Consider the following 12,805-nt stretch of genomic DNA (forward strand, 5'->3'; position numbering starts at 1 on the left):
TCCCGAACCGCAGCCTCAAGACTGCAACCAGAACTGATGTGGTATAAGTAGTCCGATCATCGGATCGTTTCAAGCGGTTTCGCGAGCCGTTCCCCCGGTGGAGCGCGACCTTCCCGCTCCATTCCCCATGACCGTTCGCCAGGGAGCCTCCGCCATGGCAGCCGATCCGCGTTTCGGCCCCGATCCGGACAGCCTTCACCCGGTTCCAGGCCACAGCCGCATCACCTTCATCCGCAATCTCGACCTGCCCCCGAATGTCGACGTCGGCGCCTACACCTATTACGACGACCCCGCCGGGCCGGGCGCCTTCCTCGACAACATCCTCTACCACTTCGCCTTCCTGGGCGACCGCTTGCGAATCGGTCGGTTCTGCGCCCTCGCGGCGGGCACGCGCTTCCTGATGAACGGGGGCAACCACCGCCTCGACGCGCCCTCCATCTACCCGTTCCTGATCTTCGGCGGCGCCTGGGCCGGACGCTTCCCCGAAGAGATGGCCTTTCCCAACCGGGGCGACACGGTGATCGGCAACGACGTTTGGATCGGCTACGACGCGACGATCCTGCCGGGCGTCAACATCGGCGACGGCGCCGTGGTGGCAGCCAAATCCGTGGTCACCCGCGACGTGCCCCACTACGCCATCGTCGCCGGCAACCCGGCTACCGTCGTACGGATGCGCGTACCGCCCGACATCGTCGCGCGCCTCCAGGCCGTGGCATGGTGGGACTGGGATGCGGAGAGGATCACCCGGTGCCTGCCGGCGATCAGTGGCGGGGACATGGCGGCGTTGGAGCACGAGGCGACCGGAGGCCTGACCGGTAGGTGAGCTGCCATGGGCATCAGAAAGGGTATTGTCCGGGAGACCAGTAGGGCTCCAACGGCGATCCGGCGATGGTCTCCGCCTCCCAGCGGCTTAGGATTGCGAAGAGCGCGTCCCGGTCAGCCGCCCGCAAGGGTTCATCGAGCAGGCGAAGCCGGTCGTGCATCTGCTGTTCGAATGCGTTCTCCGGGATGTAACCGCTGAAATAGAACGGACGCATCGAAGCCCAGATCTCTTGGGCTTTCTCGATCTCATCGAGGGCGATGCAGGCGGCGAGGTGCCAGTCCTTGTTGAGGAAACCGGCGCAGTACGGGTGAGTCCGTAAGAATTCTAGGCACTTGCGGCCGGTATCCAGGGGGCGGAGGGCCGAGAGGGCCACCGCATCGACCTGAAACACGAAGTCCTCGTAAATGGTGGGATCGGACCAGAACCAACCATAGCCTCCAGGAAAGTGACCGGATCGCTGGATTTCATCGCCGCCTCGTCCAAGGTCCTGCCAAGACCGCGTTTCGTGCATGAAGAATGGAACGAGGTGCCAGCTCACCACACAGACTTTTGGGCTCGAGATCCGATCGACTAAGATCATCCGTCCTACGGGCCCCACGGGCTTTAGCCAAACCTTGTTTCTGCCGGCGGGGAGCAGATCCGGGTTGGTTTGGAGCAGTGGCGCGTAGAGGCCTTTGATTTGCTGCTTCGTCGTCATCAGTTCGGCCTCACCTGGACAATAACGACGCCTTTGGCGTCCGGGAAATGCATCCGCGCGATCCTAGCCAGCAGGAGTGCTCTCGTTGGGCTGAGCCCCCTTCTGCCCGTCTTGTAGTCATAGACGCAAACCATCTGTCTTGGGGTATATTCATACAAATCCAGGCGAACAGAATTTTGCTTGCCATAACGAGATCTCGTTCCCCCGGTTTGATCGATTGAATATTCGACGCGAACGTTAGGATAGTTCCGCGATTTAAATGTCTCGCCGATATCGTAATGAATGAGGGTGCCAAGTACCGGCTCGCTAAGATGGGGATTCAAGGCTTTCAGCCGACGCGTCGCTTCGTCTGTCACCTCTTGGACTTCGGAGTTGAGCGGGCAATAGTCATTCAGGGTCGTTTGATCGACGCGCCCGACCCATATGCTTGGCAGCCTGTCTTTCTGATCGACTTGAAAATCGTATCGGAAGGCCGTTCGACCCGGTTGGCGTCCGAACGTGTCCGGCCGCGTCAGTAGATATGTGAAGAGAAGCGCGCCGGCTTCGATCGTCGCCGCGATGGCAGGAGCCACAACGAAGGGCACGACCGGCAGGAATGCTGGCTGCAGCGTCGCCTCCGGCGTGGAGCCCGAGGTGGCGAAGGGCGAGCGGGACAGAACCTCGCCGGTCTGCCCGTCGCGAATCGTCTGGATGTCGCCGTTGTTCTCGAAGACGCGGCTGTCGCCGTCCGGCGTGACGACGGTGTGCTCTTCGTCCCAGTCGCCCCGTCCAGATCGGATACGGAGGGTGAGAACCTCGCCGCCGCCGTCCAGCAGGGTACGTTTCGGTGCCTCCGTCTCAGGATCCGCCGCGTCGAGGGACGCCTGGCGTCCGCCCTGAGACCGATCGGCCGGAATACCGCCGGCGCCGCCACTCGAAACCCAGCGCCCGCCATCGCTCTGGCCCGCGGGCGCGCGAGGCTGATCCTGGCTGTACTTCCGGCTCAACGCGCGGCGCAGGCGGACCAGCTTCATCTCCGTCCGCAGCACCGCGAGGAGGAGGCGTAGATCGCGCACTTCGGCGGTATTCCCGAAGGCGACGCGGCGCTCGATCTTCGACGTCGTGATCGCCTCAGTTCATGATATGTTCTACCCCGCAATAATCGATTATAGGAAAAAATTCAAGGTATTTTGTCTTTAGGAGACGGCTTCAAAACGCAGAACGCCGCCCCGCGAGCGGGACGGCGTCGATCCGATCAGTCTCAGGAATGTCGCACGATGTCCGTCTGACACCCTGAGATCGAGTCCTCCCACCCAATCTCCGAATTTTTTTCCAAGCAAGACCAGAGCTTTGTCCTTCGGGCGAGCCCTCCGGTCGTCGCTGTGTCGCTCGAAGAAAACCTCCTCAGGCCGCTGCCCGCTCCTGCAGCAGCTTGCGGTTGATCAGCATCTCGGCGATCTGCACCGTGTTCAGGGCCGCGCCCTTGCGCAGGTTGTCGGCGACGCACCAGAACGAGAGGCCGTTATCGACCGTCGAATCGGCGCGGATGCGCGAGACGTAGGTCGCGTCCTCGCCTGCCGCCTCGTGGGGCGTCATGTAGCCGCCGGGCTCGCGCTTATCGACGACCAGGATGCCCGGCGCCGAGCGCAGGAGGGCGGTGGCCTCCTCGGGCGAGATCGGGTGCTCGAACTCCACGTTCACTGCCTCGGCATGGCCGATGAACACGGGCACGCGCACGCAGGTCGCCGTCAGCTTGATCTTGGGATCGAGCATCTTCTTGGTCTCGGCGACCATCTTCCACTCTTCCTTGGTGGAGCCGTCGTCGAGGAACACGTCGATCTGCGGGATGACGTTGAAGGCGATGCGCTTGGGGAACTTCTCCATGGTCATCTGGCCGGCGGTGAAGACCGAACGGGTCTGCTGGAACAGCTCGTCCATGGCCTCCTTGCCGGCGCCTGAGACCGATTGATAGGTCGCCACCACCACGCGGGTGATCTTGGCCACGTCGTGCAGGGGCTTCAGCGCAACGACGAGCTGCGCCGTGGAGCAGTTCGGATTGGCGATGATGTTCATTTTCGAGAAGCCGGTGATCGCCTCCGGATTCACTTCCGGCACGATCAGCGGCACGTCGGGATGGTAGCGGAAGGCCGACGAGTTATCGATGACGACGCAGCCGGTCTGCCCGATGCGCGGCGACCATTCCTTCGAGGTCTCACCGCCGGCGGACATCAGGCAGATGTCGATGTCGGAGAAATCGTAGGTGTCGAGTGCCTTCACCTTCAGGATTTTGTCACCGAAGGAGACTTCCTGTCCGGCACTGCGGCGCGAGGCGATAGCCACGACCTCGTCGGCGGGGAATGCCCGCTCCGACAGGATGTCCAGCATCTCGCGTCCGACATTGCCCGTCGCACCGACGACGGCGACCTTGTAACCCATCTCTCCAACTCCGCTTCGTAATGCCCTGGCTCACGCCATGGCCGGGCTCTTCGCCTCGGAACCGCAGCACGTATCCGTGTACCGTTGCCAGTAAGGTTCGCAGAGGTTCCCGGTCTCGACCGAACCGGCCGGCTGCGAAAACGCGTCGTACCGCAGACATGCCGGCACGCCCCGTCTCGTCCGGCCCGTAAAGAAGACCGGATGTCCCGTAAGCGGCGGAGCAAGACGCCTCGTCTGCGCGGCTGTCAAGGGTTGCGCCGCACGCGAGACTTGCCCGGTTGCACAGACGGGTCGCGAGGTCAGATGCGCCGACGCTCCGGCAAGGATTGATTCACCGCGAATTCCGAAACCTCGAGCCGGACACCTGGCGGGAAACCCGATCTGCGTACCCTCGACGGCATGGTCGCCACCCGAGCGGCGCGAGCCGCGAGACGAGCCGCCGGTTTCAGGGTTTCATGCATCGCATCGCTGTTCAGGACGAGACTGAGAAATTGCCGCCCAGAGGAGCCGGCCGATCCCTCATGCGGGTCGCCGTTCCCTGTCTCTCGGCCCTGCTCTGCTTTGCCGCCATCGGACGCCTTGCCGGAGGCGAGCCGACGCTCGTCGATCCGACAGCGAGGACAGCCAGAGCGGCGGACGCGACCCCTCCGGCATACGGCCCGTCCGGCGCCGCGAACGTCCGCCCGGCCCTTCCCATCGCCGCATCGGCGCCGCGATACCGGCTCGACGACCCCGATGCCCTCGATCAGGCGAAGATCGAGCCCGCGCGCATCAATCCGGTGATGGGGCTCCGCGAGGATAGCCTCTCGCAGGGCCGCTCCGACGCCAGCGAGGCTTCCTATCTGAGACTGACCATCGGCGAAGGCCCGAATCCTCCGGCCAGCCTGTTCGTCACCATCGCCCGGCGCGCCGCCGAGGGGCAGGGACTCGGGGTGGTGCGAACCGGCGAGCGGGGCTTGATCGTCACGAAGTTCGGTCCCTTCGAAACCCTGGACGCCACGTTGAGCGGTCCGGTGACGCGGGTCTGCACCGGCTTCTCCAATGCGGGGCAGAACGGGCTCGTGCCGCTCACTCCACGTATCGACGGCTGGCTCTGCGCTCCCTTGAGCCAGCCTCCCGAGCCGCGCGCCATCGTCTGCGCCCTGGACAAGCTCGTTCTGAATGGCCAAGCTTCTGCCAGCCTGGATACGGCGTATCGCGTGTTCGAGGCGAGGCGGGTGGATGGGTGCACACCGCCTGTTGCCGTCGCACCCAACCGAGAGGCCGCCGGGGAAACCGGTTCGATCTCGAAGCGACGCATTCGACATAATGAGGCGAAACTGCGGCGTACCGAACAAGCGCGGCCGTGAGCTGGGAACAACGGCGCCGCTGGCACGTCTACACACCATGAATGGCCGAGTTTCTTAAGGAAATCAGGTCTACCCTCACACAGGTTCAACGAAGGTCCGTCATGCGCACTGCCACGATTGCCCTGATGGGCGCGCTCACCCTCACCGCCGTCGCCGCGAACACTGCCGTCGAGGCACAGGGTCGATACGCCCCCGGTATCCGCGTCAGCCAGCCGCTGCCGATCCGTATCCGTCCGCGCAGCTGGCTTGATGCCGGCAACGTCGTCGAGGCGAACAACGGCTCGATCAGCAACCCGGCCACGAACCCGCACTTCATCACGGCGAGCTACCTGAACTCCCCGCCTTACGGCCGCAACGATCGCTTCGGCGGCGCGATCCTGCCCGATCCGATCACCAACGGTCCCTTCGTCGGCGCCCGCTCGAGCGCGATTCACAATATCGACTTCTCCGGCGTCGATGCGATCGACCCGACCTCCTACGTGTCGCGCAACGGCAACCCCTACTAAGCTCCACTGTCGCACGACAACGAACGAAAGGCGCCGACCCGGCCGGGTCGGCGCCTTTTTCCTGTCCGGACGCAGGCCGCGGAGCGAAGGCGCCTACCGCACCCGCGACCTGAGAGCCGCCACCACGGCCTCGCCCATTCCCGCCGTACCGAGCGGTGTCACACCCTCTCCGGCGATGTCCTTGGTGCGGGCGCCCGCCGCGAGGGCATCGGTGATGGCGCCGTCGAGAAGGTCGGCCGCCTCGCCGAGACCGAACGAGTAGCGGAGAGTCATCGCCAGCGAGCCGATCATGGCGAGGGGGTTGGCAAGATCCTGGCCGGCGATGTCCGGGGCAGAGCCATGGACGGGCTCGTAGAGCGCTTTGCGGCTGCCCTTGTCGTCCACTGCGCCGAGGGAGGCCGAGGGCAGCATGCCGAGGGAGCCGGTGAGCATCGCCGCCACGTCCGAAAGCACATCGCCGAACAGGTTGTCGGTAACGAGGACGTCGAACTGCTTCGGGCGGCGCACCAGCTGCATCGCGCAATTGTCGGCGAGGACGTGCTCCAGTTCGACATCGCTGTAGTGCTCGGAATGGACCTTGGTGACGACCTCCTTCCACAGGACGCCGGACTTCATCACGTTGTGCTTCTCGGCCGAGGCGACGCGGCCGGAGCGCTTGCGCGCCAGATCGAAGGCCACATGGGCGATCCGCTCGATCTCGCCCGTCGTGTAGACTTGGGTGTCGACGGCGCGCTTGGTGCCGTCGGGGAGGGTGGTGATCTCCTTCGGCTCACCGAAATAGACGCCGCCGGTGAGCTCGCGCACGATCATGATGTCGAGGCCCTCCACGAGATCGCGCTTGAGGGCCGAGGCGTCGGCGAGGGCAGGATAGCAGATCGCCGGGCGCAGGTTGGCGAACAGGCCGAGATCCTTGCGGAGCCGCAGGAGCCCCGCCTCGGGGCGGATGTCGTAGGCGACACCGGACCATTTCGGGCCGCCCACCGCCCCGAGCAGGATCGCATCGGCGGCGTCCGCCCGCGCCAGGGCCGCATCGGTGAGCGGCACGCCGTGAGCGTCGATCGATGACCCGCCGACGAGGTCGGTCTCGGTCTCGAACGTGGCGAGACCGGCCTCGGCCAACGCGCCGATCACGGTCGTCACCTGGGCCATCACCTCCGGGCCGATGCCGTCGCCGGGGAGAAGGAGGAGCTTGTAGGCGGTCATGGGAGCACTCTCGCGGCCAGGGGTGATACGTCGGGCGGCTGTAGCGAGGGGCTCGGGCGCTTGGCAAGCATTCCCGCGCGACGCCGGCCATCCCGCTGGTCAGTGACCCGACCCGGCGAGCACCGCACCGGGCTTCTGGTGCGTGCCGACTTGGTCCACGAGGGTCGCGGTCGCAGCATTCATTCCGGAGATTTCCACCGGAATGCCGTGGTGCCGGAACTTCAGCACCACCCGGTCGAGGGCATTGATGCTCGTGATGTCCCAGAAATGCGAGGCGGCGAGATCGATGACCACGCCGTTGAGGTTGTCCTCGCGGAAGTCGAACGCGGCGTGGAAGGCTTCGGCCGTGGCGAAGAAGATCTGGCCCGTCACCAGGTAGGTGCGTATGCGGGCGCTCTCGTCGCGTACCGACGACACGCGGAAGAACCGCGTCACCTTGTGGGCGAAGAACAGGCCCGAGAGGATCACGCCGAACAGGACGCCCTTGGCGAGGTCGTGGGTGGTGACGACGACGCCCACCGTGCCCAGCATCACCGCGCTGGAACTCTTCGGATGGGTCAGCAGCGTGCGGACAGAGTTCCACTGGAAGGTGTTGATCGAGACCATGATCATCACCGCAACCAGGGCCGCCATGGGAATTCGCGCCACGTAGGGGCCGAGGACCACGATGAGGAACAGCAGGAACGCGCCGGCCCAGAGGGTCGAGAGGCGGCCGCGTCCCCCGGACGAGACGTTGATGACCGATTGCCCGATCATGGCGCAGCCCGCCATCCCACCGAACAGGCCGGAGGTGACGTTGGCGAGGCCCTGACCGGCGCATTCGCGGTTCTTGTCGGAGGTCGTATCGGTCATCTCGTCGAGGATCGCCGCCGTCATCATGCTCTCGAGGAGACCGACCATCGCCAGGGTAAGGGCGTAGGGCAGGATGATTCGCAGGGTCTCCAGGGTGAACGGAACCTGGGGCAGGGCGAAGACGGGCAGTTCGCCCGGCAGGGCGCCCATGTCGCCGACGGTCCGGATGTCGAACCCGAACCATACGGTGACCCCGGAGAGGACGAGGATGGTGACGAGGGGGGAGGGGACGGCCTTCGTGAGGTAGGGCAGGCCGTAGATCATCGCGAGGCCGATGGCGGTCATCGCGTAGACGATCGGCCCCCGCCCGATCAGTTCCGGCATCTGCGCGAGGAAGATCAGGATCGCCAGAGCGTTGACGAAGCCGGTCACCACCGATCTCGAGACGAAGCGCATCAGGTTGCCGAGGCGCATCAGGCTTGCGCCGATCTGCAGGAGGCCGGTGAGGATGGTCGCGGCGAACAGGTAGCCGAGCCCGTGTTCCTTCACGAGGGTCACCATCACCAGGGACATGGCTCCGGTGGCGGCCGAGATCATGGCCGGGCGTCCTCCGGCAAAGGCAGAGATCACCGCGATGCAGAACGAAGCGTAGAGACCGACCTTGGGGTCCACGCCCGCGATGATCGAGAAGGCGATGGCCTCGGGGATCAGGGCGAGGGCGACCACCGTTCCGGCGAGGAGTTCACGCGTAACGTCGGGAGCCCACTCGCTCCGGAGGTGCTGACGGTTCATGGATGAGACTTTTCGAGGGTCCCCGCGCGCGGTGCGCCGGCAGGGACGGACATCTGAAACGCCCGGGCGCCTCAGCGCTCGCCGGGCACGGACGGGCCACGATACGGCACGCTGTCGCCTACGGCGGCGTCAGCCCGAGAAAATCGATGAACCGCTTCAGATGCATGGACGTCTGATAGCATGGACCTGCCGCAATGCAACATTGCGGCGGATCGGAGAGTCGACCGCACTCGTGGCGACGCGGCTCCGCATGACGTCCAGGGTGTCACCTCGTCATTCCGGGGCACCGAAGCGAAGCCGGAATGATGGTGGATGTCCTGGAGCGAGCGAACCTCTCACATGAAGGAGATGTTGCGGACCGGAAGTTCGAGCCCTGCGGACGAGGCGTAATTCTCGTCAGACCTTGCGCGCCACCGTGAACCGCGCCGCCTCGCGCAGGGTCTGGGCCTTGTCGCCCCAGGCGGACACAGCCTCCTCGCAGATGCCGACCAAGCGGTCACATTCGGTGCGGGCTCCGTCGATGCCGAGACGGTCGACGAGGGTCGCCTTGCCGGCATCCTTGTCTTTGCCCGTGGCCTTGCCCATGGCTTCCGGCGAGGCCTCGCGGTCGAGGATATCGTCGGCGATCTGGAAGGCCTGGCCGAGGGCGAGGCCGTAGCGCCACAGGGCGGCGCGCTGGTCGGCTGTCGCTCCGCCCACGAGGGCACCCGCATCCACCGAGAAGGCGAGGATGGCGCCGGTCTTCATCGCCTGGAGCTGGAGAGTGTCCTCGACGTCGAGGGAGACGGCACCGAAACGTCCTTCCGCGCCGAGATCGAGGATCTGCCCGCCGACCATGCCGCCGAGGCCCGAGGCCTTGGCGAGGCCCAGCACGAGGTCGGCGCGGATCGACGGGTCCGGCTGCCATGCGGCATCCGCCAGGATTTCGAAGGCGAGGGTCTGGAGGGCATCGCCGACGAGGATGGCGGTGGCCTCGTCATAGGCCTTGTGGACCGTGGGCTTGCCGCGCCGCATGTCGTCGTCGTCCATGGCCGGCATGTCGTCGTGGACGAGGGAGTAGCAATGGACGAGCTCGATGGCCGAACCGGCGGCCAGCGCCCCGGCCTCGGAGCCGCCCAGCATCCGGGCGGTCTCCACCGCCAGGAACGGGCGCAGGCGCTTGCCGCCGCCGAGAACGGCGTGGCGCATGGCCTTCATCAGCCGAACGGGCCGCGTGATCTCGCCCGCCTGCGTCTCGGGACCGAGGCGTTCGGCCAGAAACGCCTCGACGGCGTCGGCCACGCTCGAAAGCTTGTGGGAAAACGCCTGAGATGCGTCCGCCTTGACCGAAGCGTGGGATGCTTGTGGTGAGGTCATCGTAAGAAGGGCCTTGGTCAAGGGTGGGCGCGTCGTTGTGCGGGAGGTAGGAATTCAGGAACGGCGCGACGGTTCGGCGGAGGACGGAGATTCGCGATCGCGCCATGCGCGCGATCTCGATTCCATCCGCCAACGAGGAAAGAAGCATTGGGTGAGGCGGCTCGTCGGCCTCGTCATGCTGCTCCCCGTCATGGTGCTGGCCCTGATTCTTCTTCTCGGGCTCGTCTATAGTGCGCTGACGCCGCCCTCAACCCTGATGCTGGCGCGATGGGTGAGCGGGAAACCCGTAAGCCGCGAGGCCGTCACCCTCGATGCGATCTCGCCGCTTCTGGTCCAGGCCGTCATCGCCTCCGAGGACCAGCGCTTCTGCCTGCACAACGGCGTCGATTGGGGCGCCCTGCGTGACGTGGTGGATGACGACGAGGGGCCGAGCCGCGGGGCTTCGACCATCTCCATGCAGGCCGTGAAGAACGTGTTTCTCTGGCCCGGCCGCTCCTTTATCCGGAAGGGTCTCGAAATTCCCCTCGCCGTCGTCGCCGACGCCCTATGGGGCAAGCGGCGGATGATGGAGGTCTATCTCAACATCGCCGAATGGGGGGAGGGCGTCTACGGCGCCGAAGCCGCCTCGCAGCGCTGGTTCGGAAAGAGCGCCCGGAATCTCAGCCGCAGCGAGGCGAGCCTGCTCGCCGCCGTCCTGCCGAACCCGATCCTGCGCAACCCGGCCCTGCCGTCACGCGGCGTGCGCGCGGTCGCCGCCCGCATCCAGGCGCGGATGAACGGAGTCGGCGGATTGATGGGCTGCCTTCGCTGAATCCGAATACGTGGAGGCTTACCGCGAGTCGTGCCATAGAGCCGTGCATTCCCCGGCAGGCGGTCGGGGCCGGCCCGTGATGGGGCGGATACGAGACAAGACGAACATCACAGCGGTAGCGGACGCGACATGGCCGACAGCACAACCTTCGACCTCACCCTCGAGCGGATCGCCCTGATCCGCCGGATGGTGGTGGCCTGGAACCCGGCCGGGCAGGGGGCGCCCATCGTGCATCCGGACGCTCCCTATGGCAGCACCGACCGCGATGGCGACATCTTCAACGTCACCGGGGACGATGACGGGGCGGACGAGGAGCACCGGGCGCTCGGCGATGCGCTCGCGGTCTTCCTCCACAACGCCGTGCTGAAGCCGGGCCGCTACGCCTATCACAACACCCTGGCCAAGCTGTCCTCGGAGGATGTCGGCGACGTGTTCCGCGACGAGGCGACGGGCGTGACACCCGAGCACGTCACCTTCGACGTTACGGCCCAGCATCTGGCCCTGGTGCCGAAACTCAATGTCGTTTGGGACGAGAGCCGCGATGTGCCGGCCTTCGACACGGCCGAGCCTTACGGGGCTGAGACCGAACTCCCGGCTGTGCATCACGAGATGCAGCCGGCCCTGCAGATCTTCCTGCGCTACGGCGATCTCGGGCCGGGCCCCTTCGGCAAAGCGGGCGACCGCTGGGCCGCCGTCTGAGTATCGACACCATCCCTCCCCCGCGACGGGGGAGGGGTGGTGTCGCGAGTCCTATGCCCCGAGTTTCTTCTTGCGCTGCGCCAGAGTGCGAAGGCGAAGGGCGTTGAGCTTGATGAAGCCCGCCGCGTCGCGGTGGTCGTAGGCCACAGCGCCCTCCTCGAAGGTAACGAGATCCTGGTCGTAGAGGGAGTTCGGGCTGGTGCGGCCGATGACGTGGATGCCGCCCTTATAGAGCTTCAGCCTGACCTCGCCGGTGACCATCTCCTGGCTCTTGTCGATGAGGGCCTGGAGCATCTCGCGCTCCGGCGCGAACCAGAAGCCGTTATAGATCAGCTCCGCATATTGCGGCATGATCTGATCCTTCAGATGGGCCGCACCACGGTCCAGCGTGATCGACTCGATGGCGCGGTGGGCCGGCAGCAGGATCGTGCCGCCCGGCGTTTCGTACATGCCCCGGCTCTTCATGCCGACGAAACGGTTCTCCACGAGATCGAGACGGCCGATGCCGTTGTCGTGGCCGAGCTGGTTGAGCTTGGCGAGCAAGGTTGCCGGCGACAGTGCCTCACCGTCGATGGAGACCGCGTCGCCCTTCTCGAAGCCGATCGTGACGATGGTGGGCGTATCGGGTGCCTCCTCCGGCGAAAGCGTGCGCGAGTAGACGTAATCCGGCACCTCGTCGGCGGGGTCTTCGAGAACCTTCCCCTCGGAGGACGCGTGCAGGAGGTTGGCGTCCACGGAGAACGGGCTTTCGCCGCGCTTGTCCTTTGAGATCGGGATCTGGTGCTGCTCAGCGAAGGCGATGAGCTGTTCGCGGCTCTTGAGATCCCATTCGCGCCAGGGAGCGATGACGGTGACGTCGGGCTTCAAGGCATAATAGCCGAGCTCGAACCGGACCTGGTCGTTGCCCTTGCCGGTGGCGCCGTGACAGACGGCGTCTGCGCCGAGGCGCTCGGCGATCTCGATCTGCTTCTTGGCGATGAGCGGGCGGGCGATGGAGGTGCCGAGGAGGTAGACGCCCTCATAGACCGCGTTGGCGCGGAACATCGGGAAGACATAGTCGCGCACGAATTCCTCGCGCAGGTCTTCGATGAAGATGTTTTCCGGCTTGATGCCGAGCAACTCGGCCTTCTTGCGCGCCGGCTCCAGCTCCTCGCCCTGCCCGAGATCGGCGGTGAAGGTGATGACCTCGCAGCCATAGGTGGTCTGCAGCCATTTCAGGATGATCGACGTATCGAGGCCACCGGAATAGGCGAGCACGACCTTGTTGACGGGCTTCGGATTCGCGTCGGACATCGGGCTCGCTTCGGTTCTCGTGGAGTCGGGGCGACTTATCAGCCGAGAGCCGCGTCGTGCAACCGGCAT

At 65.5% G+C, this 12,805-nt stretch carries 12 protein-coding genes; 5 read left to right on the forward strand and 7 right to left on the reverse strand.

Annotated features, from left to right (window positions below; translation table 11 throughout):
• Window positions 1-154: 154 nt before the first annotated feature.
• Window positions 155-823, forward strand: coding sequence for a CatB-related O-acetyltransferase (locus tag MKK51_RS09190; RefSeq protein WP_243976546.1), 669 nt, complete (start codon window positions 155-157; stop codon window positions 821-823).
• A 13-nt stretch (window positions 824-836) separates the two neighbouring features.
• Here the strand turns inward: MKK51_RS09190 and MKK51_RS09195 are convergent, their stop codons facing one another.
• From MKK51_RS09195 to MKK51_RS09205, 3 genes are all read right to left on the reverse strand, one after another.
• Window positions 837-1,520: a hypothetical protein gene (locus tag MKK51_RS09195; RefSeq protein WP_243976547.1), complete on the reverse strand. Its 684-nt coding sequence runs from the start codon at window positions 1,518-1,520 to the stop codon at window positions 837-839.
• Window positions 1,520-2,533, reverse strand: a complete 1,014-nt coding sequence (locus MKK51_RS09200) for a hypothetical protein (protein ID WP_243976548.1) — start codon at window positions 2,531-2,533, stop codon at window positions 1,520-1,522. Before MKK51_RS09200 ends, MKK51_RS09195 begins: the two co-directional genes overlap by 1 nt.
• Window positions 2,534-2,903: 370 nt before the next feature.
• A complete protein-coding gene (locus tag MKK51_RS09205; protein WP_243976549.1) occupies window positions 2,904-3,935 on the reverse strand; it encodes an aspartate-semialdehyde dehydrogenase in 1,032 nt (343 codons plus the stop codon).
• 521 nt (window positions 3,936-4,456) lie between these two features.
• Here MKK51_RS09205 and MKK51_RS09210 point away from each other — a divergent pair.
• Entirely contained in the window at window positions 4,457-5,284 is an 828-nt protein-coding gene (locus tag MKK51_RS09210) for a hypothetical protein (RefSeq protein WP_243976550.1), read from the forward strand.
• 101 nt (window positions 5,285-5,385) lie between these two features.
• Complete coding sequence (locus tag MKK51_RS09215; protein ID WP_243976552.1) at window positions 5,386-5,790, forward strand: hypothetical protein; 405 nt, start codon at window positions 5,386-5,388, stop codon at window positions 5,788-5,790.
• Between the two features lie 93 nt (window positions 5,791-5,883).
• Here the strand turns inward: MKK51_RS09215 and leuB are convergent, their stop codons facing one another.
• The 3 genes from leuB to MKK51_RS09230 form a co-directional block, all read right to left on the reverse strand.
• Window positions 5,884-6,993: a 3-isopropylmalate dehydrogenase gene (gene leuB / locus MKK51_RS09220; protein ID WP_243976554.1), complete on the reverse strand. Its 1,110-nt coding sequence runs from the start codon at window positions 6,991-6,993 to the stop codon at window positions 5,884-5,886.
• A gap of 99 nt (window positions 6,994-7,092) precedes the next feature.
• Window positions 7,093-8,577, reverse strand: a complete 1,485-nt coding sequence (locus MKK51_RS09225; protein ID WP_243976556.1) for a SulP family inorganic anion transporter — start codon at window positions 8,575-8,577, stop codon at window positions 7,093-7,095.
• 396 nt (window positions 8,578-8,973) lie between these two features.
• Window positions 8,974-9,933: a polyprenyl synthetase family protein gene (locus tag MKK51_RS09230; protein ID WP_243976558.1), complete on the reverse strand. Its 960-nt coding sequence runs from the start codon at window positions 9,931-9,933 to the stop codon at window positions 8,974-8,976.
• A 151-nt stretch (window positions 9,934-10,084) separates the two neighbouring features.
• On the opposite strand from MKK51_RS09230, the gene mtgA reads away from it, so the two are divergent.
• Together mtgA and MKK51_RS09240 are read left to right on the forward strand one after the other, a co-directional pair.
• Window positions 10,085-10,744: a monofunctional biosynthetic peptidoglycan transglycosylase gene (gene mtgA / locus MKK51_RS09235; protein WP_243976560.1), complete on the forward strand. Its 660-nt coding sequence runs from the start codon at window positions 10,085-10,087 to the stop codon at window positions 10,742-10,744.
• Window positions 10,745-10,873: 129 nt separating this feature from the next.
• Complete coding sequence (locus tag MKK51_RS09240) at window positions 10,874-11,443, forward strand: hypothetical protein (protein ID WP_243976562.1); 570 nt, start codon at window positions 10,874-10,876, stop codon at window positions 11,441-11,443.
• 51 nt (window positions 11,444-11,494) lie between these two features.
• On the opposite strand, the gene MKK51_RS09245 is transcribed toward MKK51_RS09240, so the two are convergent.
• Window positions 11,495-12,736: an argininosuccinate synthase gene (locus MKK51_RS09245; RefSeq protein ID WP_243976565.1), complete on the reverse strand. Its 1,242-nt coding sequence runs from the start codon at window positions 12,734-12,736 to the stop codon at window positions 11,495-11,497.
• Window positions 12,737-12,805: the final 69 nt, after the last annotated feature.

The organism is Methylobacterium sp. E-045, from assembly GCF_022829685.1.
GTDB lineage: Bacteria > Pseudomonadota > Alphaproteobacteria > Rhizobiales > Beijerinckiaceae > Methylobacterium.

Coding starts and splice junctions, on each gene's coding strand:
- MKK51_RS09190 (WP_243976546.1), top strand. CDS start 155: ATGGCAGCCGATCCGCGTTTCGGCCCCGATCCGGACAGCCTTCACCCG.
- MKK51_RS09195 (WP_243976547.1), bottom strand. CDS start 1,520: ATGACGACGAAGCAGCAAATCAAAGGCCTCTACGCGCCACTGCTCCAA.
- MKK51_RS09200 (WP_243976548.1), bottom strand. CDS start 2,533: ATGAAGCTGGTCCGCCTGCGCCGCGCGTTGAGCCGGAAGTACAGCCAG.
- MKK51_RS09205 (WP_243976549.1), bottom strand. CDS start 3,935: ATGGGTTACAAGGTCGCCGTCGTCGGTGCGACGGGCAATGTCGGACGC.
- MKK51_RS09210 (WP_243976550.1), top strand. CDS start 4,457: ATGCGGGTCGCCGTTCCCTGTCTCTCGGCCCTGCTCTGCTTTGCCGCC.
- MKK51_RS09215 (WP_243976552.1), top strand. CDS start 5,386: ATGCGCACTGCCACGATTGCCCTGATGGGCGCGCTCACCCTCACCGCC.
- leuB (WP_243976554.1), bottom strand. CDS start 6,993: ATGACCGCCTACAAGCTCCTCCTTCTCCCCGGCGACGGCATCGGCCCG.
- MKK51_RS09225 (WP_243976556.1), bottom strand. CDS start 8,577: ATGAACCGTCAGCACCTCCGGAGCGAGTGGGCTCCCGACGTTACGCGT.
- MKK51_RS09230 (WP_243976558.1), bottom strand. CDS start 9,933: ATGACCTCACCACAAGCATCCCACGCTTCGGTCAAGGCGGACGCATCT.
- MKK51_RS09240 (WP_243976562.1), top strand. CDS start 10,874: ATGGCCGACAGCACAACCTTCGACCTCACCCTCGAGCGGATCGCCCTG.
- MKK51_RS09245 (WP_243976565.1), bottom strand. CDS start 12,736: ATGTCCGACGCGAATCCGAAGCCCGTCAACAAGGTCGTGCTCGCCTAT.